The sequence below is a fragment of the Roseicyclus marinus genome, from assembly GCF_030163795.1.
Taxonomy (GTDB): Bacteria; Pseudomonadota; Alphaproteobacteria; order Rhodobacterales; family Rhodobacteraceae; genus Roseicyclus; species Roseicyclus marinus.
The window spans coordinates 1-20,934 of sequence record NZ_JASJOF010000001.1 but is presented as its reverse complement, the minus strand read 5'-3'; the positions used below and the strand labels follow the sequence as shown (position 1 = coordinate 20,934).

Here is a 20,934-nt window from a genome sequence, read left to right as displayed (position 1 = left end):
CCATCACGAAAGCTGATGAAAGCCAAGGCGCAGACCCGCGCGCCTCTGCACCATGGCCATGCGGGCCGCAATCGGCTATGGCCACGGGCCAGACACCCGCCCCAAGGATATGCCCATGACCACCCGCGCCGGTTTCGTTGCCCTGATCGGTGAGCCCAATGCAGGCAAATCGACGCTCCTGAACCGCATGGTGGGGGCCAAGGTCTCGATCGTCACCCACAAGGTGCAAACGACCCGCGCCCGCATCCGCGGCGTCGCCATGGCAGGCGAAAGCCAGATCGTCTTCGTCGACACCCCCGGCCTGTTCCGCCCGCGCCGCAGGCTTGACCGCGCGATGGTCGCCGCCGCCTGGGGCGGGGCCGCCGATGCCGATGTGATCGTCCTTTTGATCGAGGCGCATCGCGGCAAGACCGATGGCGTCGATACGATCCTGACCGCCCTCTCCGAAAAGGCCACGGGCCGCCGCGTGGTTCTGGCCATCAACAAGATCGACCGGGTCGAGGCGCCGGTGCTCCTGAAACTGACCGAGGAGATGAACGCGGCCTTCCCCTTCGAACGCACCTTCATGATCTCCGCCGAACGCGGCTACGGGGTCCAGGATCTGCGCGAATGGCTTGCCCATGCGATGCCCGAGGGGCCGTTTCTCTACCCCGAGGATCAGATCGCCGACCTGCCGATGCGCATGATCGCCGCCGAGATGACGCGCGAGAAACTGACCCTGCGCCTGCACGAGGAATTGCCCTACCAGCTGACGGTCGAAACCGAACACTGGGAAGAGCGCAAGGACGGCTCCGCCCGGATCGACCAGGTGGTCTATGTCGCCCGCGACGGCCACAAGGGCATCGTTCTGGGCAAGGGCGGCGAGACGATCAAGGCCGTCTCCAAGGCCGCGCGCGAGGAGTTGGAGGAATTCATGGGCCGCCGCGTCCACCTGTTCTTGCAGGTGAAGGTGCGCCCCAACTGGCTGGAAGAGGCCGAGCGCTATACCGAGATGGGCCTCGATTTCCGCGACGGGAACTGACCCTTGGCGCGGCTCACCGCCGAATTCTGGGTGCAGGCCTATCTGACGCGGCTGCGGCTGGCCGATATCCCGGCCTTTGTCGTGGCGCGCGGCGATGCGACGGCGGGCGCGGTGCTGGTCAAATGCAACACGCTCGACGGGCAGGCGGTGGCGTTTCAGCGCCGGACCGACCTGATGACAGGCACCGCGGTCTGGATGGATCTTTCCCGCGGGCCTGAGGCCGAGGTGGATGCCGCCATCACCCGCCAGCGCAGCTTCGATCCCGACCTCTGGGTGATCGAGGTGGAGGATCGCGCCGGGCGGCACCTCCTTGATGAGCCGGGATTGGCCTGAGGGCCGCACCCCCCACCCGACCATGATCCCGCTCGAATTGCCCGCTCACGCGTTGTGTGGGCCATCCGCCCAACCAAGTCCCGCTACCTGTCCGCATAGCGCCCGATGGCGATCATCGCCACACCGCCCAGCAAGAACACCAGCAGCAGCGCCGCCAGGTTCACCGCCGCCGCCGCCTCCCCGATCACCGGCAGGTCGATGAACGGATAGGGATAGACCCCGTCCTGCGCCCCTCGGCCCAGCACATAGGCCGCATAGACGGACGGCCACATGACAAAGATCGGCAGATCCGCATAGACCAGCCGCCGCTTGGGCGCATGGAACAGCCACCACAGGAACACGGCCAAGGGCCCGATCGTGTGCAACCCCTGATCCGCCCACCAGCCGAGTCCGGTAAAATCCACCAGCTCCGACAGCAGCAGGTGATAGACCGCCCCCACCATCACCATCGACAAGGTCAGCGCCGCAAGCCACGGCCCCGACACCCCGTTGCGCCATGGCCGCGAGACGATGGCAAAGGTCACCACCACCAGAACATGCGTCAGGATCGTGAAATACCGCGCCATGTCCAAAAGCGTCGCGGCCAGGTCCCGCTCCAGCACGCTCATCAGGTGCCAGACCTGCACGCCCAACGACACCGCCGAGACAAGCGCGATCAGCAGGGCCGTACGGCGGGCAGAACGGGACAGTTGCGGGAACATGCGCCGGAGCCTGCCACGCAGCCCGGCGATGGACAAGCGTGCTGCCCGGCGCATATGCCAAGGCCATGGAATGGCGTGCCGAAGGGATCTTGCTGAATGTGCGGCGGCATGGGGAACATGCCGCGATCCTCGACCTGTTCACCAAGGATCTGGGCCGGCACATGGGCGTGCTCAAGGGCGGTGCCTCGCGCAAGATGGCTCCGCTCCTGCAACCGGGCGCGCAGCTTGACGCGACATGGCGGGCGCGGCTGGATGCGCATTTGGGAGCCTATAGCGTCGACCTGATCCGGGGCCGCGCAGCCGAAGCGATGGACGACCGCCTGTCGCTGGCGGGCCTGTCGGCGGTCTGCGCGCTCCTGTCTTTCGCGCTGCCCGAACGCCATGCCTATCCCGGGCTTTATGCCCGCACCCTCGCGCTGCTCGACGGGCTCGGGGCCGACCGCTGGCCCGAAGCCTACCTGACATGGGAATTGGCGCTCTTGGAGGAAACGGGTTTCGGTCTCGACCTCTCGGCCTGCGCCGTCACGGGCGCCACGCAGGGGCTTGCCTATGTCTCGCCACGCACGGGCCGGGCGGTCTCCGCCGCCGGTGCCGGGGAATGGGCCGACCGCCTCTTGCCGCTGCCCGGCGCGCTTATGGGGCTCGCGGGGGGCGACCCGGTCGAGGTGGTGGCGGGCCTGCGCACCACGGGGCATTTCCTGACCGACCGGCTTGCACCCGCCTTGGGCGAAAAACCCCTGCCCCCTGCGCGGCAGCGCCTTGTCGATCTGATCGCCCTGCGCGCTCAACCGCGCAGCACATAAGCGCGCGCTCAACCGCGCAGCACATAGGCGGCGCTCAACCGCGTAACGGATAGGCCGCCAGCGCCTCGTGAATCGCCCCTCTCGGCGTCAGGCTCGACTGGTAGAGGGTCACAGCCCGCGCGGTGAACCCGGGCAGCCCCGGAACAGGTCCAAGGCTTGCGGCCAGCCGGTCACGCGCGGGGCCATCGGGGCGACGATTGGCCCGCGTCAGCGTGAAATGGGGCCGGAACCGGCGGCGCGGCAGGTCAAGCCCCGCCGCCCGACACAGGCCCGCGATCCGGTCCTGCAGCGCCTGCAACGCCTCGCTCCGCTCGACCGCGACAAAAACCAGCCCCCGCTCGCCTTCTGTGAAACTGTCGAGCCCCGTGAAACGGATATCGACCGCGCCCGCGCGCAGCGCCGACATCATCTCGTGCAGATCCTCCAGCGCGGCCTCCGGCGCCTCCTCCAGAAAGGCCAGCGTGAGGTGCAGGTTCTCCTCCGGCACCGGACGGCCATAGGGCAGCGCGGATTGCAGCCGGATCAGGGCACCGGCCACATCCTCGGGGATCGGAATGGCAATAAAGGCGCGCATCAGATCTCCGCCTCCGGGCGGTCCAGCACCCATGCCTCGAACAACGGATCTGTCAGACGCCACTCCCGGTCCCATTGATCGGCCAGACCCCGGCGCGCAAGCGTGCGCACATGGCTTTGCCGTGTCTGCGGGATCGGCGCGGGCTGTCCGGTCAGCGCCTCGAACCGGGCGGCCCCTGTCGCCCCAAAGGGATCATGGTCCCCCTCCGCAAGGATGCGGGCCATCGCCCGGTGATGCGGCTGAAGCTCCAGCCAGATCCGGTCGAAATCGAGATCATGGGCCAGCGCGGTGGCGGTCCGCTCCGCCGCTACATCCTCCGGCAGCTCGCGGTATTGGCCCAACGTCATGAGCCAGCGCTGGAACGCCATCGGGTTGCCCCCGAACCGGTCGAAAAATCCCTGCGCCGTCGCCGGATCCAGCCGGCGCTGGAATACGGCGTGGAACACCTCCAGCTGGTGGGCGACGAAATCGGGGCCCAGCGGCGGCAGGGTCAGCGGCGCGGCAAATCGGTAAAGCGGCGCGTCCCGCGTGGAAAAGATGCGGTTCAGCCCGATCTGGGACGATCCGGTGAACACCGTCTTCAACCCATCGCGGCGTCGGTCCAGCGCGGTGCGCAGCCCTGCCATGATCTCGCCCCCGCCGGGGGCGGTGGCCAGTTCCTGCACCTCGTCAAGCAGCAAGATCGCCGGTTTGTCCCTGTCGGCCAGTTGCCCCAACAGATCGTCCAGCAACAGCAGATCCTGCCCCAGCCGCGCCGTGCGCCGCTCGGACAGGTCGATCTCCAGCGCGCCCGGGCCCTTGTCCGACCCGATCCGCACCTTGACCGGGGGATGGCGCAGCCAATCCGCGACGCGCTCGGCATAGGACCGGGGGCGCAGCGCCTCGGACACCGCGTAAAGCAGCAGGCCCAGCGGCGCGACAGAGCTTTGCCAGAAACTCGCGTAGAGCACCCGGTGGCCATAGCGATCCGCCGCATGATGACCCAGATCATGCAGCAGGAATTCCGTCTTGCCCGTCCGGCGCGGCCCGAACAGGCTCATCGCGGGCACCGGCCCACGCGTCAGCGCCACGAAAGTGTCATGGGTGAACGGTTTGCGCGGGTAATGCCAATCGGGCCGGGTCATGAGCCATGATTAGCCACGAATGGCTAATTAGTCAAAGACGGCTCATTGTGGCTAGACCATAGGCCACCGGGGTCCGCTGGGTGGGCAAGCCGCCCACCACCCGGACCCTCACCCCAACAAACGCCGCGCGATCACCTGCGCCTGGATCTCGGCCGCGCCCTCGAAAATGTTCAGGATCCGCGCGTCGCACAGGATGCGGCTGATCTTGTATTCCAGCGCGAACCCGTTCCCGCCATGGATCTGCAGCGCATTGTCCGCACAGGCCCACGCGACCCGCGCGCCCAAGAGCTTGGCCATCCCGGCCTCCAGATCGCAGCGCCTGTCGTGATCCTTCTCCCATGCCGAGAAATAGGTCAGCTGCCGCGCGATCATGATCTCGACCGCCATCATGGCCAGCTTGCTCGCCACCCGCGGAAACTCGATCAGTGCGCGGCCGAATTGCTTGCGGTCCTCGGCATATTGCATCCCCTCGTCCAGCGCCGATTGCGCCACGCCGATGGCGCGGGCCGCTGTCTGGATGCGCGCCGATTCGAAGGTCTGCATCAGCTGCTTGAACCCCTGCCCCTCGGTCTCGCCCAACAGGTTCTCGCCCTTGACCCGGAAATCGTCGAAATTGACGGTGTATTCCTTCATGCCCCGGTAGCCCAGAACTTCGATCTCGCCGCCCGAAATCCCCGCATCGGGGAAGGGGTTGGCATCGTCACCCGGCGTCTTTTCCGCAAGGAACATCGACAGGCCGCGATAATCGGTCGTGTCGGGGATGGTACGCGCCAGAACCGTCATCACATGGGTCCGCGCGGCATGCGTGATCCAGGTCTTGTTGCCCTTGAGCACCCAATCGCCGCTCTCGTCCTTCACCGCCCGTGTGCGCAGCGCGCCAAGATCCGATCCGGTGTTGGGTTCGGTAAAGACCGCCGTGGGCAGGATCTCACCGCTGGCCAGACCCGGCAGCCATTTCTCCTTCTGCGCCTCGGTCCCGCCTGCAAGGATCAGTTCGGCGGCGATCTCGGACCGCGTGCCGAGGCTACCCACCCCGATATAGCCGCGCGACAATTCCTCCGACACGACGCACATCGACGCCTTGGACAAGCCGAAGCCGCCATATTCCTCCGGGATGGTCAGGCCGAACACCCCCATCTCGGCCAGCTCCCCGATCACCTCCATCGGGATCAGCTCGTCCTTCAGATGCCATTCGTGGGCATGGGGCTCCACCTTGTCGAGGCTGTAGCGGCGGAACTGCTCGCGGATCATCTCCAGTTCATCGTCAAGGCCGGTGGCCCCCACCGTGATCTCGGCCCGCCGCTCGCGCATCAGCGCGACCAGCCGCATCCGCGCGGCCTGCGTGTTGCCCGATTGGGTCAGCACCATGACCTCGGGCGTCATCAGCCCCCGCTGGTCCTCCTGGCTCAGGCCGAGATCCTGCGGACGCACGATCTCGGCCTGGTTCATCTGGATGCCGCCGTAAAGCTGCCAGAGGTATTCGCCGAACGCGATCTGCAAGATCAGCTGCTCGACCTCGCCGAACTTGCCCTGCTCTTCCAGCCGCACGGCCCAGGCCTGCATCTGCCGCAGCGATTCGACATAGGTCGCCATCCACGCCAGCCCGTGCGCGGCGGTCTGGTGCTCCTCGATGGCGCTGCCCGAAACCCGCCCCTCGACCGTGACCAGCGCCGCAACCCGTGCCCGCGCGGTCGCAAGCATCGCCTCCGCCGGCGCGACGGAGGCTCCCGTCAACGCAAGCAGTTCGGGAAGGATCGTCTGGGTCTCATCGGTCATCTGTCCGTCGCGGGGCATCATCCGTCTCCTTCCGTCATCATGGCCTGTCATGTCCCGGTTCGATCTAGGGCCTTTGCACATGCAGCGCAACAAAAATACCAACTTTGTCGCACCCACGCAGGAAAATGTCGCGATCATTTTTGCGATGCAGCATCCCCACCGCCCGGCTATGACAGCCGCGTAAAGGGGCGATCATGTTGCAGGAAACCTTCGATCTCATGCCGCTCTGGGCCTTTGCGGCGGCCTTCGGCGTGACCCTCGTGGCGGGCTTCGTCAAGGGGGCGATCGGCTTCGCCATGCCGCTCGTGATGATCTCGGGCCTGTCGATCTTCCTCGATCCGCTCGTGGCGGTCGCGGGAATCGTCCTGCCCATCGTGATGTCGAACATCCTTCAGGTCATGCGCTTTTCGTGGACCGAGGCGCGCGCGGCGCTGCGCGAATTCTGGCGCTACATCGCGATCATCTGCGTGATGATCCTGATCTCGGCGCAATTCGTCACGATGATCCCCACGCAGACCTTCTACCTCGTCCTCGGCGTGCCGGTCGTGGTGCTGTCGCTGATCCAGCTTGTCGGCGTCCGTTTCCACATCTCGCCCGCGTGGCGGCGACCCTCGGAATGGATCGTCGGCCTGATCTCGGGCACGATCGGGGGGCTTACGGGCACATGGGGCCCGCCCACGGTGCTTTACCTGATCGCGCTCGACACACCCAAGGCGAAACAGATGCTGGTGCAGGGCGTGGTCTACGGCTTGGGCTCGGTCACGCTGCTTCTGGGTCACCTGCAATCGGGGGTGCTGAACGCGGTGACGCTGCCGTGGTCGGCGGCGCTTCTGATCCCGGCGTTTCTGGGGATGCAGCTGGGCTTCTGGATGTCGGACCGGATGAACCCGGTGCTCTTTCGCCGCGCCACGCTGGTCGTGCTGGTGGTGGCGGGCGTCAATCTGGTGCGGCGCGGCCTGATGGGCTGACCCCGCCAGTGGCGGTCTCGCGGCCCGGCCCGGTCGTGCCAGACCATCGCCAAGACGGCAAAGCCATCCCTGCGAACGATGGGAAACCGGGGGGCAACCCTGCCCCCCGGCCCGTGGTCACGAAATCGCCGCGGCCTTCACGTCGTCGTCGATATAGGGGACGTATTGCGCGAAATTGTCGGCGAACATCTGCACCAGCTTCTGCGCCTGCCGGTCATAGGCCGCCGCATCGCCCCATGTGCCGCGCGGATCCAGCAGCGCCGCATCGACGCCGTTGCACGACAGCGGAACCTCGAACCCGAAATTCGGATCGCGGCGGAATTCGACCTTGTTCAGCGATCCGTCCAGCGCGGCGGTCAACAGGGCGCGGGTCGCCTTGATCGGCATCCGGTTGCCGGTGCCATGGGCCCCGCCCGTCCAGCCGGTGTTCACCAACCAGCAGGTCGCGCCATGCGCGCCGATCTTCTCCTGCAACAGCTTGCCATAGACCTCGGGGCGGCGCGGCATGAAGGGCGCGCCGAAACAGGTCGAAAAGGTCGGCTCCGGCTCGGTCACGCCACGCTCGGTCCCCGCCACCTTGGAGGTGAAGCCCGACAGGAAGTGATACATCGCCTGCGCCGGCGTCAGCCGCGCGATGGGCGGCAGCACGCCGAAGGCGTCGCAGGTCAGCATCACGATGTTCTTGGGATGCCCGGCCAGACCGGTGGTCGAGGCATTGGCGATCTGGTCCAGCGGATAGGCGCAGCGCGTGTTCGCCGTCAGGCTGTCATCGTCGAAATCCAGCTCGAGCGTGTCGGGATCATAGACCATGTTTTCGATGACCGTGCCGAAGGTGCGGGTGGTCGCATAGATCTGCGGCTCCGCCTCTTCGCGCAGGTTGATGGTCTTGGCGTAGCAGCCGCCCTCGAAGTTGAAGATGCCGCTGTCCGACCAGCCATGCTCGTCATCCCCGATGAGCGTCCGGCCCGGATCGGCCGACAGCGTCGTCTTGCCGGTTCCCGACAGGCCAAAGAACACGGCCGCATCCGCCGGATTGCCCGTCGCATGGTTGGCCGAGCAATGCATCGGCATCACACCCTTGCCGGGCAGGATGTAGTTGAGCAGCGTGAAGACCGATTTCTTGTTCTCACCCGCGTATTCGGTGTTGGCGATCAAGATCAGCTTGCGGTCGAAATTCAGCGCGATCACCGTATCGGTGCGGCAGCCGTGCCGCTCGGGATCGGCCTTGAAGCTCGGGCAGTTGATGATCGTGAATTCGGGAACGAATGTCGCCAGCTCCTCGGCGCCGGGACGGCGCAGCAGGTGGCGGATGAACAGGTTGTGCCACGCCAGTTCCGACACCACGCGCACATCCAGACGATGCGCCGGGTCGGCACCGCCATACAGATCCTGCACGTAATAATCGCGGCCCTTCATGTGCTCCAGCATGTCGGCGTGGAGCCGGTCAAAGGCCTCGGGCGTCATGCCCTTGTTGTTGTCCCACCAGATCTTGTCTTCCACCGCGGGGGTGCGGACCACGAACTTGTCCTTGGGCGAACGGCCGGTGAACTTGCCGGTCGTGACAAGAAGCGTGCCGCCCTTGCCCAGCCGCCCCTCGCCGCGGGCGATGGCCGCCTCGATCAGCGCTGGCTCCAACAGGTTGTAATGCACGGCGCCCAGCCCCGTCATCCCTTGGGCTTCCAGTGTCTGCGAAGGATTCACGCGTGCGGTGGTCATAGTCGATGCTCCCGGATCGATCGTGGCTCTCCTGCGGCAATCCCCGCCGCGCCATGGCCGCCTATAACATGACGGTTTTGAGACTGAACAGGACGCTTTCGCACAGTTAGCGCAACCAACAGGAAATTTTCTTGCGCGACCCGTTCGACCCATGGCCCGAAAGCGCGGCAGCTTCTGTGGCAGTTTAACCACTGCTTCATGACCAAGGCCCTATGCACAAGGAACCTTTGGAGCCGATTCGGAGAATAAAGATTGATTCTCCGCCTTTGAACGGGGAGAATAACGAAAAAAATAAGCGTCGAGCAGTAAAGGGTCACCAAAATGCCAAGGATCGCACTTGTCGATGACGACAGGAATATTCTGACGTCCGTATCCATGACGCTCGAAGCCGAGGGCTTCGATGTGGAAACCTACAACGACGGGCAATCCGCGTTGGATGCCTTCAACCGCCGCCTGCCCGATCTTGGCGTCTTCGACATCAAGATGCCGCGCATGGACGGCATGGACCTGCTCCAGCGCCTGCGCCAGAAAAGCCGGATGCCGGTGATCTTCCTCACCTCCAAGGATGACGAGATCGACGAGCTGATGGGCCTGCGCATGGGTGCTGACGATTACGTCAAGAAACCGTTTTCCCAGCGTCTTCTGGTCGAACGCATCCGCTCCATCCTCCGCCGTCAGGAGGCGATCGCCTCCGATGCCGCCGGCGTGCCCGAGGACAGCACCGTGATGATCCGCGGCGAATTGTCGATGGACCCGCTGCGCCACGCCGTCACCTGGAAGGGCAAGGACGTGTCGCTGACCGTCACCGAATTCCTGCTGTTGCAGGCCCTCGCCCAGCGCCCCGGCTTCGTCAAAAGCCGCGACCAGCTGATGGATGTTGCCTACGACGAACAGGTCTATGTCGACGACCGCACCATCGACAGCCACATCAAGCGTCTGCGCAAAAAGATGCGCGCCGTCGACGATGATTTCTCGGCGATCGAGACGCTTTACGGCATCGGTTACCGCTACAACGAAGAATAAGGCGCAAGGCCCGTGCCCGCCGATCTCTCCATGACCAACCGCCGTGCCAATGCCCGAGCCGATATCGTGCTGGGCGAAGATTGGGACCGCCCGCAAAGCTCGGTCGAAAGCGAACTCAAGGCCGCCCGCGCCCGGCGCGGCCTGATCTCGCTCAACCGTTCGCCGCTGGCGCGCAAGATCATCTTGTTCAACGTGCTGGCCATGGTCCTGCTCGTGGCGGGGGTCATGTATCTCAATCCCTTCCGCGAAAGCCTCGTGGTCCAGCGTGAACGCGCCCTCGCGGTCGAGGCGCAGCTGATCGCCGAGGTGCTGGAGGCGTCGTTGGCCGCGACCGGCGGCACCGGTCTCGATGCGAACGGCGGGCGCGACGCGACCACGATCCTCGGCGGCATCAGCCTGTCTGACGGGATCGACGTCTTCGTCTATGCCCTGCCCGACCGGCTGGTGACCTCGACCGAGATGGTCGCGCGCAGCCCCGCCCGCCCCGTCCGCGGCCTCGACACGCGCCAGCCCGACACGCTCCTGATCACGGATTTCCTCAATTCCGTCTGGTCCGGCCTCTCGCGCCTTCTGACCGGCGAGCCGCCCACAGCCCCGGCCCAGACTGCCGAGGGTTTTGCCGCCTCGCTCCTTCCCACCACCGCCGATGGCGCGACCGTGCTCAGCCGGGGCAGCGTCGCCTCGGGCACGCTCTATGCCGCCGCCACCCCCGTCTTCGGCCCCACCGCACAAGTCGGCACCGTCGTCATCACCACCGCCGCGGGCGAGATTGACCACCTCGCCCGTGCCGAACGCGAACAGATGCTCCAGATGTTCGTCGTGGCGCTCCTGGTCTCCATCGTGCTCAGCCTCGTTCTGGCCTCGACCATCGCGCATCCCCTTGCCGATCTGGCCGCCGCTGCCGAACTTGGCCGCGACAAGAACGCCCGCAAGATGAGCCCGACGCGCGTCCGCATCCCCGACTTGACCGGCCGTCCCGATGAAATCGGCCGTCTTTCGGGCGCGCTGCGCGGCATGGTCAGCGCGCTTTACGACCGGATCGACGCGAACGAACAATTCGCCGCCGACGTCAGCCACGAGATCAAGAACCCGCTGGCCAGCCTGCGCTCCGCCGTCGGCACCATGCGCCTCGCCAAGACCGAGGATCAGCGCAACCGCCTGCTCGAAGTGATCGAACATGACGTGCAGCGCCTTGACCGGCTGGTTTCCGACATCTCCAACGCCTCCCGCCTCGACAGCGAACTGGTCAAGGAAGAGGAAGAGGAATTCGACCTCGTCCGCACGCTCCAGAACCTGTCCCTCTACCATGGCGAGGAAGCGGGCCGGAAAGGCGTCGATTTCATCACCGACCTGCCGCCCGACCCGATCCGCATCTCCGGCCTCGAAGGGCGGCTGGCGCAGGTCTTCGTCAATCTCCTGTCAAACGCGATCTCTTTCTGCGACACTGGCGACGCGGTGCGGCTCTGGGCCCGACGCCGCGAAAACCGGGTGCTGATCGTGGTCGAGGATACCGGCCCCGGCATCCCCGAAGCGGCGCTGACCAAAGTGTTCAACAGGTTCTATTCCGAACGTCCCGAACAGCAGTTCGGCAATCACTCCGGCCTCGGGCTCGCGATCTCCAAGCAGATCGTCGAGGCGCATGGCGGCGTCATCTGGGCCGAAAACATCCGGCCCACCGCCGCCGATGCCGGCTCCGAACCGCTTGGCGCACGCTTCGTCGTCGGCCTGCCGATCTGATCGGCAGCAATGCCCGAGGATCCGACACATCCCGACCAGATCGAGCGGATCGACACATGGGCCGCCGGGGGCGAGGGCACGGCGCTGTGGCTGAACGCGACCGGCGTGGCGCTGGGGGATGCCGCCATCGCGATCCTTGGCGCATCCGGGACGGGCAAATCCACTCTCGCCCTGTCGCTTCTGGCGCTCGGTGCGACCCTGATCGCCGATGACGGCCTCTGGCTCGACACGGCGACGCATCCCGCCCGCCTGCGCCGGCCCGACACCGCCCGCGACCTGATCGAGGCGCGCGGCATCGGCCTTCTCAACGCGGGCCCGACCCGTGCCGCGGCTCCGCTTGGCTTCCTCGTCGACCTCGACCGGGCCGAACCGCACCGCCTGCCGCCGCGACGCTACGTCGCGATAGGCGATGGCCACTATCCGTTGATCCTCGGGGCGGGGAAACACACCCTTGCCCCGTCCCTTTTCCTGATGGCGCGGCATGGTCGCGCCGAACCCTGACCCGGCAGCGCCGCCCATGACCTCCGCGACCCGATCCGACGCCGCCACGACGCGCGTGGTCTTCGTCACCGGCCCCTCGGGCGCGGGACGCAGCACCGCGATCAACGCGCTCGAGGATCTGGGGTTCGAGGCGATCGACAACATACCGCTCGGCCTTTTGCCCCGCCTGCTCGAGGGACCGCCGCCCGACCGCCCCCTCGCCCTCGGCATCGACGCGCGCAACCGCGACTATTCCGCCGCAGGGCTCGTGGCCGCCCATGCCCGCCTGACCGCGACGCCCGGCCTGTCCCCCGACCTCCTGTATCTCGACTGCGCTGCCGATGTTCTCCAGCGCCGCTATTCCGAAACCCGCCGCCGCCACCCGCTCGCCCCCGATGCAGATCCGGCCCAAGGGATCGCCCGCGAACTGGCCCTGCTTGTCCCCGTGCGCGAGGCCGCCAGCGTTCTGGTCGACACCTCCGGCCTCACACCCCATGACCTGCGCGCCGAAATCACGCGGCTGTTCGCCCCCGAAGGCGCAGGGCGTCTTGCGATCACGCTGACCTCCTTTTCCTACCGGCGCGGTCTGCCAACCGGCGCCGATCTCGTGTTCGACTGCCGGTTCTTGCGCAATCCCCACTGGGATGAGGCGCTCCGCCCCGAGGATGGGCGCAGTCCCGAGGTGCAGGCCTATATCGCCACCGATCCCCGCTTCGACGCCTTTCGCGATCAGGTGATCGCCATGGCCGACCTGCTGCTTCCCGCCTTTCAAGCCGAAGGCAAAAGCCACCTGACCATCGCCTTCGGATGCACAGGCGGGCAACACCGCTCGGTCGCGATGACCGAAATCCTATCGGCGCACCTTGCGGAAAGGGGGTGGCCGGTGTCTAAACGTCACAGGGAAGTGGAACAGCGACGCGCAAAGGGGACGGGCGCGGAGCCAGAAGGTCCAGAGGCGACAAGGACGTGATCGGCATCGTGATCGTTGCCCATGGCGGGCTAGCACCCGAACTCAAACGGGCGGCGGAGCATGTCGTGGGTGCCCAAGCCGCCATGATCGCCATCTCCATCGGCCCGGAGGATGATCGCGCCGCGCGCACCCGCGAAATCTGTGACGCCGCCGATGCGGTGGATGACGGATCGGGCGTCGTGGTCGTCACCGACATGTTCGGCGGCTCGCCCTCCAACCTGTCGCTCACGGCCTGTCGGCCGCAGAACCGCAAGATCCTGACCGGGGTGAACCTGCCCATGCTGATCAAGCTGGCGAAATCCCGCGATCTCGACGTGGAAGAGGCCGTGGCCCGTGCCGCCGAAGCCGGCCGGCGCTACATCAACAGTTTCGACGGAGCACCCTGAGGCATGTCCGACCAGACCGTGATCCGCAACCTCGACATCATCAACATCAAGGGGCTGCATGCCCGCGCCTCCGCCCGTTTCGTCGAAGTGGTCGAAGCCCATGACGCCAAGGCCACCGTGCGCCGCGATGGGCTGAGTGCCGCCGGCGACTCGATCATGGGGCTTTTGATGTTGGCAGCCTCCATGGGAACCTCTATTGAGGTTGAAACCTCCGGCCCGGAGGCAGAAAAGCTGGCCGATGCGCTTGCGGCCCTCGTGGCGGACCGCTTTGGCGAAGCCAACTGAACCCGGGGCAAAGACGGCAACCGACCGGATGGGACGAGGGCGCGTGACCGATACGAGTTCCCGAAATATCTCTGCGCCGCGACCGGCGCTGCGGCCGGGGCCCGAACGGGTCTATGACCGGCGCAGCCTGACCTATGCCAACAGTTTCGACAATTTCTGGACCCGCCACACGATCAAGGCGATCGAATGGGTGACCGGCAAGCTGACGATCATCCGCCGTGTCCGCCAGTTCGAAAAGATGGGCGAATTCACCGGGCAGGCCTTTTGGCCCGCCACGATGAAGGTCATGGGCATCGACCTGCAAACCCCCCAGCACCAGCTCGACCGTATCCCGGCCGAGGGGCCCGTGGTTCTGGTGGCCAACCACCCTCACGGGCTGGTCGACGGCATGATCCTCGCCGATCTGATCGGGCGGCGCAGGCCGGATTACCGCATCCTCACCCGCGCGCTTCTGACCGGTCTCGACGAATCGGCGGCCAGCTACATGATCCCCGTGCCCTTCCCGCACGAACCCGATGCGCAGGAAAAGATGCTCCAGATGCGCGCCGCCGCGATGGGTCACTTGGAACAAAAAGGGCTGATCGCACTCTTCCCCTCGGGCGCTGTCGCCGCTTCCGAAAGCATGTGGGGTCCGGCGGTCGAGGGCGAATGGAACGTCTTCACCGCCAAGATGATCCGCAAATCCGGCGCGACCATCGTACCGCTCTATTTCACCGGCGCGAATTCGCGCTGGTACCAGATCGCCAACCGCATTTCCCCGGTCCTGCGGCAGGGGCTTTTGATCCACGAGGTCGTCCACAGCTTCGACAAGCCGCAGGCGCCGATCATCGGCCACCCGATCACGCCGGACCAATGGGAAGAGCGGATCGCCAAGCCGCGCGAATTCATGGCATGGCTGCGTCAGCGCACCCTGTCGCTGCGCGACGACCCGGACGGTCAGTAAACCCTTCCAAGTCCTTAACCAGCGCTGGCGTCCTTAACGTTCCCGCAGGTTTCGACCCCGGAACTTAACCCGGCCTTAACCTTTTGCCGCGCCCATCAACGGGTCGGCACGGGCACCTCGCCCCGGTAGTCATAGAACCCGCGCTGCGTCTTGCGGCCCAGCCACCCGGCCTCGACATATTTCGTCAACAGCGGGCAGGGTCTGTATTTCGTATCCGCCAATCCGTCATGCAGCACATTCATGATGGCGAGGCAGGTATCCAACCCGATGAAATCCGCCAATTCCAGCGGACCCATCGGGTGATTGGTGCCCAGCTTCATCGCCATGTCGATCGAGGTCACGTTCCCCACCCCCTCGTAGAGCGTGTAGACCGCCTCGTTGATCATCGGCATCAAGATGCGATTGACGATGAAAGCCGGAAAATCCTCGGCCGTCGCGGCGGTCTTGCCCAGCCGGTCCACGACCGCCTTGCAGGCCGCGAACGTTTCTTCATCCGTCGCGATTCCTCGAATAAGTTCAACCAGTTGCATGACCGGAACCGGGTTCATGAAATGGAATCCCATGAACTTTTCGGGCCGATCCGTGCGGCTTGCCAACCGCGTGATCGAGATCGAGGAGGTGTTCGAGGTCAGGATCGTCTCGGGCTTCAGATGCGGCAGAAGATCCTCGAAAATCGCCTGCTTCACCGTCTCCCGCTCGGTCGCTGCCTCGATGATCAGGTCGCTTGGACCCACCTCGGCCAGAACCGTGGTTGTGCGGATGCGCGCCATGGCTTCGGCCATCTCGGCCTCGCTTACCTTACCGCGCCCGACCTGCCGGGAAATATTGCGCTCTATCAGCCCGATAGCCTTGTTCAACGCTTCGGCGCTGATGTCGGTCATGACCACGTCATAGCCCGCCAGCGCGCACACATGGGCGATGCCATTGCCCATCTGCCCCGCGCCAACCACCCCGATCGACCTGATTTCCATGCCCATTCCTTGCCCTGCGCGGCGGACCAACGCCCGCCTGTCGCGCGCAGCATAGGCGCGACCGGTGGCCAGAGACAAGCCTGCCCCACCGCGACGCAAGCGCGCTGCCGACGCTCTCTTTTTCAGAAAAATATAAACAAATAAGTGGTTTAGGATTTTGGCAACAGCCGAGGGCCACAGTCATCCCCGGGTGAGTCGTCTGGACTTCGGGAGAGACGGGGAATGAGTTTTGAACACAGGGGCAGCCTGCCCCTCGATTATGCCGCCGTGTCCTATCCGGGATCGGTCCTGCGGTTTCGCGGTCCGGCACAGGGTCTGGACGCGCCCTATGTTCTTTGTCTTGGCGGGGCCGAAACCTTTGGCCGCTTCATCCACGCGCCGTATGCGACGCGCCTTGCCGCCGCGCTGCCCGTGCCGGTCGTGAACATGGGGGTCCTGAACGCCGGCCTCGATGTGATCCTGACCGATCCGGCCATCCGCGTCGCGACGAGAGGCGCCTGCGCGATCGTGTTGCAGATCACCGGGGCGCAGAACATCAGCAACCGGTTCTATGCCGTCCATCCGCGCCGAAACGATCGGTTCATCCGGGCCACGACCATGCTGCGCACGCTCTACCGCGATGTGGATTTCACCGATTTCCACTTCACCCGCCACCTTCTGACCCATCTGCGCGCCCTGTCCCGCGACCGGTTCGGCGTGGTCGAGGCCGAATTGCGAGAAGCTTGGGTGGCGCGGATGCTGAGTTTTCTGACCCGCGCGCCCGCGCCGGTCCACCTGCTGTGGCTGTCGCGCCGCCCCCCCGGCACGGCGGAGGGCGGCCTGCATCTGGGGCACGATCCGTTGTTCGTGACGTCTGAAATGGTGCAGCTCGTGGCAGCGCGCGCCGCGTCGCTCAGCGTGGCAGTGGCCCCGCCCAAGCCCCGGGCGCAGTCGACGCGCGGCATGTTCCATTCAGGCGCGGAGGAAAGCGTGGCGCGACTTTTGCCCGGCCCCGAGGCGCATGAGATGGCCGCCAATCTTCTGGCCCCATTGCTGCGCACATGAAAAAGCCGCCCCGATGGCAGGGGCGGCTTTTCGTTTCAAGACAATAGCTTGTCAGAGCTTGGAGGTCAGTTCCGGGACAGCCTCGAACAGGTCGGCGACAAGACCGTAATCGGCCACCTGGAAAATCGGGGCCTCTTCGTCCTTGTTGATGGCGACGATGACCTTGCTGTCCTTCATGCCGGCCAGATGCTGGATCGCACCGGAAATGCCGACCGCGATGTACAGCTCGGGCGCGACAACCTTGCCGGTCTGGCCTACCTGCCAATCATTCGGCGCGTAGCCCGAATCGACCGCCGCGCGCGATGCGCCGACAGCGGCGCCCAGCTTGTCGGCCAGGCCTTCGATCAGGGCGAATTGCTCTTCCGAGCCGACGCCGCGTCCACCCGAAACCACGATGCCCGCGCTGGTCAGTTCCGGACGGTCCGATGCCGCAACTTTGTCCTCGACCCATGTGGACAGGCCCGAGGCTGCGGGGGCGTCGACCATCGCCACCGGCGCGGCATTGCCCGTTCCGGCAAGCTCGAAACCGGTGGTGCGGAAGGTGATGACCTTTTTCGCATCGGTCGATTTCACCGTCTGCACCGCGTTACCCGCGTAGATCGGACGCTCGAACGTGTCGGCATCGACGACACCCATCGCATCCGAGATCACCATGACATCCAGAAGCGCCGCGACACGCGGCATGATGTTCTTGGCATCGGTCGTGGCGGGTGCGCAGATGTGGCTGTAATCACCGGCCATGCCGACGATCAGATCGGCGGTCGCCTCAGCCAGACGATGGCCAAGGCTGTCACCCTCGGCGCACAGCACCTTGGCCACGCCCGCGATGGTGGCCGCCTGATCTGCCGCCGCCTTGGCCGATGCCCCGGCGCAGAGCACCGTCACATCGCCCAGTTTCGCGGCAGCCGTCACCGCCTTGGCGGTCGCGTCCATGTTCAATTCGCCCGAGGTCACCTCGGCCAGAAGAAGAACAGCCATCAGATCACCCCCGCTTCGTCCTTGAGTTTCGCGATCAGCTCGTCGACCGAGCCCACCTTGACGCCCGCCTTGCGCGTGCCGGGCTCGGTCGTCTTGACGACACTCAGCCGCGGCGTGACATCGACGCCGTAATCGGCTGCGGTCTTTTCATCGAGCGGCTTTTTCTTTGCCTTCATGATGTTGGGCAAAGAGGCATAGCGCGGCTCGTTCAGGCGCAGGTCGACGGTCACGATGGCCGGCATCTGGACTTTGATGGTCTGAAGACCGCCATCGACCTCGCGGGTCACGACGGCGTGGTCACCCTCGACCGCCAGTTCGCTGGCAAAGGTCGCCTGCGACCAACCCAGAAGCGCCGACAGCATCTGACCCGTCGCGTTCATGTCATTGTCGATGGCCTGCTTGCCGCAGATCACGAGGCCGGGGTTCTCCTCGGCCACGACCTTGGCGAGGATCTTGGCCACGGCCAGCGGCTCGATGTCCTGATGCACGTCGTCGGCCGCAACAACGAGGATCGCACGGTCGGCCCCCATGGCAAGCGCGGTCCGCAGCGTTTCTTGCGCCTGCTTCACGCCGATGGAGACGGCGATGACTTCCTCGGCCTTGCCGGCTTCTTTCAGGCGGATCGCTTCTTCGACCGCAATCTCGTCGAAGGGGTTCATCGACATCTTGACGTTGGCGAGATCGACACCGGACCCATCCGCCTTGACGCGGACCTTCACGTTGTAATCGATCACGCGTTTGACCGGTACGAGTACCTTCATCGCGTTCTCTCCTCTCTCGGGCGCGGTCGCGCCTCACGAACCTTGGAACAGGAATTAGAGCCTTAGGCCCGGCAAAGACAGGTCAAAATCGACGCGGGGGCAACCGGGAACGCCGCGTCAGATTGGAACCGAGCCGCGCCAAAGCTCTGCCGCGATGGCCGCGTAGCACGCCAGCGAGCCCAAAAAGACGAAGACATGCCAGATCGTGTTGTGGAACGGCAGTCTTTCCCACAACAGAAAGGCAATGCCCGAGGAATAGGTGACCCCACCCACGACCAAAAGCCAAAAGGCCAGCGGGCCAAGGCCCGAAACAAGCGGCCCACCCCACAGCGCACCGGCCCAACCCAGCCCAAGGTAGAGCGGAATGGCTAGCCATTTCAGCCGCGTGGTAAAGAGGATGAGCGCGGCACCTATGCCCGCAACGGCCCATATCCCCGCAAGGAACCCGGCCTGCCCCGCGGCAAGGGCGGCGAAGGGTGTGTAGGTGCCCGCGATCTTGAGGTAGATCGCCGATTGGTCCATGCGGCGCAGCCGGTCGACCCAGGCGGGAACCTGGAACAGGTTGTAGGCGGCAGATGCGCTCCACATGGCAAGGCCGGTCACGACATAGACAGAAACGGCGGTGACGACCCCTGCCTCTCCGGTCCACAGGACGGCCAAGGCGATCAGAAGCGGCCCACCGATCAAGGCCGCGCCGATCCCGGAGGCGTGCACGATCGCATCCGAAATGTATTCGGCACGGCTGTAGGGGCGGCTTCCGGCGATGTGGCTCATTGGGAAAGAGTTGAACCGAATGCCCGGCAAGGCAAGACTTACGTTGTGTCACACTGCCTTGCGGGCGCGCAGGGCTGCCGAAATCGTGCCATCGTCGAGGTAGTCGAGTTCCCCCCCGATCGGCACACCCTGCGCCAGAGAGGTGACGGAAACCCCCGACCCCGCCATCGCATCCGCGATGTAATGGGCCGTGGTGACGCCATCGACGGTGGCATTGAGCGCAAGGATCACCTCTGTCACGGCCTCAGCCGTCACGCGGTCGACAAGACGCGGGATGCGCAGATCCTCGGGCCCGATATCGTCGAGCGCGGACAGCGTACCGCCAAGGACATGGTAGCGCCCACCGAAGGCCCCGCCGCGCTCCATCGCCCAAAGATCCGCCACATCCTCGACCACGCAGATCTGTCCGTTGGCGCGCTTGTCATCTGTGCAGATCGGGCAGAGATCGGCGGTACCGATATTGCCGCAATTCAGGCATTCCCGCGCGGTATCGGCCACGCGGGTCATGGTTTCGGCCAAGGGACGCATCAACGGCCCCCGCTTCTTGATCAGGTGCAAAACAGCACGCCGCGCCGACCGGGGGCCGAGCCCCGGCAGACGGGCCATGATCTCGATCAGGGCCTCGATATCCTTGGGCGCGTCCGCCAAGGTACAGCCCTCAGAACGGCAGTTTCATGCCCGGCGGCAGGCCCATGCCCTCGGTCAGTTTCGCCAGTTCTTCTTGGCTTTTTTCCTGCGCCCGGGTCTGGGCATCCTTGATCGCGGCGAGGATCAGATCCTCGACCACTTCCTTGTCGTCCTGGTTGAAGATCGACGGGTCGATATCGAGCCCGATCAGCTCGCCCTTGGCGGTGGCGGTCGCCTTGACCAGCCCCGCACCCGAGACGCCCTCGACCGTCATGGCGGCGAGGCTCTCCTGCATCTCGGCCATTTTCGTCTGCATTTCCTGCGCCTGCTTCATGATCTTGGCCATGTCGCCAAGACCACCCAGACCGCCCAAACCTTTCAGCATGTCCTATCTCTCCAAAAGTCATTCATCGTCGAACGGGTCCCAATCCTCGGGAAGATCGTCGGGGTCGGGCAATTCCGGCAGCGCCTCGGCCTGGGCCTGCGCCTGCAATTCCGCGCGGCTGCGGATCGCCGCGATTTTCGCCTCGGGGAAAGCAGCCTTGACGGCTTGCAGCAGCGGGTGCTGTTCAAGCTCCGCTTCGAGCGCGTGTCGCTGCGCCTGTTCCGCCTCGGCGATAGTGGGCGCGCCACCGTCATTGGCAAGCGAGATGATCCAGCGCGCGCCGGTCGCCAGCGTCAGGGCCCGCCCCAGACGCTGCGACAGGTCTGGCGGGGCGTTTTCGGTCGGCTGGAACTCGATCCGGCCGGGCGCATAGCTGACGAGCCGAAGGCAGGTCTTGATCTCGACCAGCAGCTTGATGTCACGCGCCTGTTCGATCAGGGCGACGACGCTGGGAAAGGTCGGATAGACCGACAGATCCGGCCCCGGCTCGGCCTGCAAAGCCGCCTGCGCGCCGCCTCCACTGCTGCGCGGCACGGGGGCCGCCTGCGCGCGGG

The 20,934-nt window shown here is 65.4% G+C and carries 23 protein-coding genes and 1 pseudogene; 12 read left to right on the top strand and 12 right to left on the bottom strand.

Going from position 1 to position 20,934, the window contains the following annotated elements:
- Positions 1 to 115 precede the first annotated feature (115 nt).
- Together era and QQK63_RS00115 are read left to right on the top strand one after the other, a co-directional pair.
- Entirely contained in the window at positions 116 to 1,021 is a 906-nt protein-coding gene (gene era, locus QQK63_RS00120) for a GTPase Era (RefSeq protein ID WP_277828102.1), read from the top strand.
- 3 nt (positions 1,022 to 1,024) lie between these two features.
- Complete coding sequence (locus tag QQK63_RS00115) at positions 1,025 to 1,354, top strand: DUF1491 family protein (RefSeq protein WP_277828104.1); 330 nt, start codon at positions 1,025 to 1,027, stop codon at positions 1,352 to 1,354.
- Between the two features lie 83 nt (positions 1,355 to 1,437).
- Here QQK63_RS00115 and QQK63_RS00110 read toward each other — a convergent pair whose 3' ends face one another.
- The gene (locus tag QQK63_RS00110) at positions 1,438 to 2,055 is read right to left on the bottom strand and encodes a Pr6Pr family membrane protein (protein ID WP_277828106.1); all 618 of its coding nucleotides are present in this window, start codon (positions 2,053 to 2,055) and stop codon (positions 1,438 to 1,440) included.
- A 65-nt stretch (positions 2,056 to 2,120) separates the two neighbouring features.
- Here QQK63_RS00110 and recO point away from each other — a divergent pair, with 65 nt between their 5' ends.
- Entirely contained in the window at positions 2,121 to 2,858 is a 738-nt protein-coding gene (gene recO, locus QQK63_RS00105) for a DNA repair protein RecO (RefSeq protein WP_277828187.1), read from the top strand.
- Between the two features lie 34 nt (positions 2,859 to 2,892).
- On the opposite strand, the gene thpR is transcribed toward recO, so the two are convergent.
- The 3 genes from thpR to QQK63_RS00090 all read right to left on the bottom strand — a co-directional run bounded on the left by thpR (position 2,893) and on the right by QQK63_RS00090 (position 6,350).
- Positions 2,893 to 3,432, bottom strand: a complete 540-nt coding sequence (thpR, locus tag QQK63_RS00100; RefSeq protein ID WP_277828108.1) for an RNA 2',3'-cyclic phosphodiesterase — start codon at positions 3,430 to 3,432, stop codon at positions 2,893 to 2,895.
- On the bottom strand, positions 3,432 to 4,556 hold the full coding sequence (locus QQK63_RS00095) for an ATP-binding protein (RefSeq protein WP_277828110.1): 1,125 nt from the start codon (positions 4,554 to 4,556) through the stop codon (positions 3,432 to 3,434). Before QQK63_RS00095 ends, thpR begins: the two co-directional genes overlap by 1 nt.
- 108 nt (positions 4,557 to 4,664) lie before the next feature.
- A complete protein-coding gene (locus QQK63_RS00090; RefSeq protein ID WP_277828112.1) occupies positions 4,665 to 6,350 on the bottom strand; it encodes an acyl-CoA dehydrogenase family protein in 1,686 nt (561 codons plus the stop codon).
- A gap of 176 nt (positions 6,351 to 6,526) precedes the next feature.
- On the opposite strand from QQK63_RS00090, the gene QQK63_RS00085 reads away from it, so the two are divergent.
- Positions 6,527 to 7,300: a sulfite exporter TauE/SafE family protein gene (locus QQK63_RS00085; protein ID WP_277828114.1), complete on the top strand. Its 774-nt coding sequence runs from the start codon at positions 6,527 to 6,529 to the stop codon at positions 7,298 to 7,300.
- Positions 7,301 to 7,417: 117 nt separating this feature from the next.
- On the opposite strand, the gene QQK63_RS00080 is transcribed toward QQK63_RS00085, so the two are convergent.
- A complete protein-coding gene (locus QQK63_RS00080) occupies positions 7,418 to 9,016 on the bottom strand; it encodes a phosphoenolpyruvate carboxykinase (RefSeq protein ID WP_277828115.1) in 1,599 nt (532 codons plus the stop codon).
- Between the two features lie 321 nt (positions 9,017 to 9,337).
- Here QQK63_RS00080 and QQK63_RS00075 point away from each other — a divergent pair, with 321 nt between their 5' ends.
- From QQK63_RS00075 to QQK63_RS00045, 7 genes are read left to right on the top strand one after another with little or no spacing between them, the layout of a single operon-like run.
- Positions 9,338 to 10,039 carry a response regulator transcription factor gene (locus tag QQK63_RS00075; protein ID WP_277828117.1) on the top strand — a complete coding sequence of 234 codons (702 nt, stop codon included), beginning with the start codon at positions 9,338 to 9,340 and terminating at the stop codon, positions 10,037 to 10,039.
- A 30-nt stretch (positions 10,040 to 10,069) separates the two neighbouring features.
- The gene (locus QQK63_RS00070) at positions 10,070 to 11,776 is read left to right on the top strand and encodes a sensor histidine kinase (RefSeq protein WP_277828189.1); all 1,707 of its coding nucleotides are present in this window, start codon (positions 10,070 to 10,072) and stop codon (positions 11,774 to 11,776) included.
- A 9-nt stretch (positions 11,777 to 11,785) separates the two neighbouring features.
- Positions 11,786 to 12,277 carry a phosphoenolpyruvate carboxykinase (ATP) gene (locus tag QQK63_RS00065; protein WP_277828119.1) on the top strand — a complete coding sequence of 164 codons (492 nt, stop codon included), beginning with the start codon at positions 11,786 to 11,788 and terminating at the stop codon, positions 12,275 to 12,277.
- Positions 12,278 to 12,293: 16 nt separating this feature from the next.
- The gene (gene rapZ / locus QQK63_RS00060; protein WP_277828121.1) at positions 12,294 to 13,226 is read left to right on the top strand and encodes an RNase adapter RapZ; all 933 of its coding nucleotides are present in this window, start codon (positions 12,294 to 12,296) and stop codon (positions 13,224 to 13,226) included.
- Positions 13,223 to 13,612 (top strand): PTS sugar transporter subunit IIA, encoded by a 390-nt coding sequence (locus QQK63_RS00055; RefSeq protein WP_277828123.1) that lies wholly within the window; start codon positions 13,223 to 13,225, stop codon positions 13,610 to 13,612. Before rapZ ends, QQK63_RS00055 begins: the two co-directional genes overlap by 4 nt.
- 3 nt (positions 13,613 to 13,615) lie before the next feature.
- Positions 13,616 to 13,897, top strand: a complete 282-nt coding sequence (locus QQK63_RS00050) for an HPr family phosphocarrier protein (protein WP_277828125.1) — start codon at positions 13,616 to 13,618, stop codon at positions 13,895 to 13,897.
- Between the two features lie 43 nt (positions 13,898 to 13,940).
- Complete coding sequence (locus QQK63_RS00045; RefSeq protein WP_277828127.1) at positions 13,941 to 14,840, top strand: lysophospholipid acyltransferase family protein; 900 nt, start codon at positions 13,941 to 13,943, stop codon at positions 14,838 to 14,840.
- Between the two features lie 95 nt (positions 14,841 to 14,935).
- Here QQK63_RS00045 and QQK63_RS00040 read toward each other — a convergent pair whose 3' ends face one another.
- Positions 14,936 to 15,811 carry a 3-hydroxybutyryl-CoA dehydrogenase gene (locus QQK63_RS00040; protein WP_277828129.1) on the bottom strand — a complete coding sequence of 292 codons (876 nt, stop codon included), beginning with the start codon at positions 15,809 to 15,811 and terminating at the stop codon, positions 14,936 to 14,938.
- A 222-nt stretch (positions 15,812 to 16,033) separates the two neighbouring features.
- On the opposite strand from QQK63_RS00040, the gene QQK63_RS00035 reads away from it, so the two are divergent.
- Complete coding sequence (locus tag QQK63_RS00035; protein ID WP_277828131.1) at positions 16,034 to 16,855, top strand: DUF6473 family protein; 822 nt, start codon at positions 16,034 to 16,036, stop codon at positions 16,853 to 16,855.
- Positions 16,856 to 16,906: 51 nt separating this feature from the next.
- Here the strand turns inward: QQK63_RS00035 and QQK63_RS00030 are convergent, their stop codons facing one another.
- The 6 genes and pseudogenes from QQK63_RS00030 to QQK63_RS00005 all read right to left on the bottom strand — a co-directional run.
- The gene (locus QQK63_RS00030) at positions 16,907 to 17,833 is read right to left on the bottom strand and encodes an electron transfer flavoprotein subunit alpha/FixB family protein (protein WP_277828133.1); all 927 of its coding nucleotides are present in this window, start codon (positions 17,831 to 17,833) and stop codon (positions 16,907 to 16,909) included.
- A complete protein-coding gene (locus tag QQK63_RS00025) occupies positions 17,833 to 18,594 on the bottom strand; it encodes an electron transfer flavoprotein subunit beta/FixA family protein (protein WP_277828135.1) in 762 nt (253 codons plus the stop codon). The genes QQK63_RS00030 and QQK63_RS00025 overlap by 1 nt, the downstream gene beginning before the upstream one ends.
- Positions 18,595 to 18,711: 117 nt before the next feature.
- On the bottom strand, positions 18,712 to 19,368 hold the full coding sequence (trhA, locus tag QQK63_RS00020; RefSeq protein ID WP_277828138.1) for a PAQR family membrane homeostasis protein TrhA: 657 nt from the start codon (positions 19,366 to 19,368) through the stop codon (positions 18,712 to 18,714).
- Positions 19,369 to 19,416: 48 nt separating this feature from the next.
- Entirely contained in the window at positions 19,417 to 20,016 is a 600-nt protein-coding gene (gene recR / locus QQK63_RS00015; protein WP_277828140.1) for a recombination mediator RecR, read from the bottom strand.
- Positions 20,017 to 20,026: 10 nt separating this feature from the next.
- Positions 20,027 to 20,380 carry a YbaB/EbfC family nucleoid-associated protein gene (locus QQK63_RS00010; protein ID WP_277828142.1) on the bottom strand — a complete coding sequence of 118 codons (354 nt, stop codon included), beginning with the start codon at positions 20,378 to 20,380 and terminating at the stop codon, positions 20,027 to 20,029.
- Between the two features lie 18 nt (positions 20,381 to 20,398).
- A pseudogene (locus QQK63_RS00005) lies at positions 20,399 to 20,934 on the bottom strand (DNA polymerase III subunit gamma/tau); the annotation flags it as partial.

Excerpts from the sequence above, each read along its gene's own strand:
- era (WP_277828102.1), top strand. The coding sequence starts at position 116 with ATGACCACCCGCGCCGGTTTCGTTGCCCTGATCGGTGAGCCCAATGCA.
- QQK63_RS00110 (WP_277828106.1), bottom strand. The coding sequence starts at position 2,055 with ATGTTCCCGCAACTGTCCCGTTCTGCCCGCCGTACGGCCCTGCTGATC.
- recO (WP_277828187.1), top strand. The coding sequence starts at position 2,121 with ATGGAATGGCGTGCCGAAGGGATCTTGCTGAATGTGCGGCGGCATGGG.
- thpR (WP_277828108.1), bottom strand. The coding sequence starts at position 3,432 with ATGCGCGCCTTTATTGCCATTCCGATCCCCGAGGATGTGGCCGGTGCC.
- QQK63_RS00095 (WP_277828110.1), bottom strand. The coding sequence starts at position 4,556 with ATGACCCGGCCCGATTGGCATTACCCGCGCAAACCGTTCACCCATGAC.
- QQK63_RS00090 (WP_277828112.1), bottom strand. The coding sequence starts at position 6,350 with ATGCCCCGCGACGGACAGATGACCGATGAGACCCAGACGATCCTTCCC.
- QQK63_RS00085 (WP_277828114.1), top strand. The coding sequence starts at position 6,527 with ATGTTGCAGGAAACCTTCGATCTCATGCCGCTCTGGGCCTTTGCGGCG.
- QQK63_RS00080 (WP_277828115.1), bottom strand. The coding sequence starts at position 9,016 with ATGACCACCGCACGCGTGAATCCTTCGCAGACACTGGAAGCCCAAGGG.
- QQK63_RS00075 (WP_277828117.1), top strand. The coding sequence starts at position 9,338 with ATGCCAAGGATCGCACTTGTCGATGACGACAGGAATATTCTGACGTCC.
- QQK63_RS00070 (WP_277828189.1), top strand. The coding sequence starts at position 10,070 with ATGACCAACCGCCGTGCCAATGCCCGAGCCGATATCGTGCTGGGCGAA.
- QQK63_RS00065 (WP_277828119.1), top strand. The coding sequence starts at position 11,786 with ATGCCCGAGGATCCGACACATCCCGACCAGATCGAGCGGATCGACACA.
- rapZ (WP_277828121.1), top strand. The coding sequence starts at position 12,294 with ATGACCTCCGCGACCCGATCCGACGCCGCCACGACGCGCGTGGTCTTC.
- QQK63_RS00050 (WP_277828125.1), top strand. The coding sequence starts at position 13,616 with ATGTCCGACCAGACCGTGATCCGCAACCTCGACATCATCAACATCAAG.
- QQK63_RS00040 (WP_277828129.1), bottom strand. The coding sequence starts at position 15,811 with ATGGAAATCAGGTCGATCGGGGTGGTTGGCGCGGGGCAGATGGGCAAT.
- QQK63_RS00035 (WP_277828131.1), top strand. The coding sequence starts at position 16,034 with ATGAGTTTTGAACACAGGGGCAGCCTGCCCCTCGATTATGCCGCCGTG.
- QQK63_RS00030 (WP_277828133.1), bottom strand. The coding sequence starts at position 17,833 with ATGGCTGTTCTTCTTCTGGCCGAGGTGACCTCGGGCGAATTGAACATG.
- QQK63_RS00025 (WP_277828135.1), bottom strand. The coding sequence starts at position 18,594 with ATGAAGGTACTCGTACCGGTCAAACGCGTGATCGATTACAACGTGAAG.
- trhA (WP_277828138.1), bottom strand. The coding sequence starts at position 19,368 with ATGAGCCACATCGCCGGAAGCCGCCCCTACAGCCGTGCCGAATACATT.
- QQK63_RS00010 (WP_277828142.1), bottom strand. The coding sequence starts at position 20,380 with ATGCTGAAAGGTTTGGGCGGTCTGGGTGGTCTTGGCGACATGGCCAAG.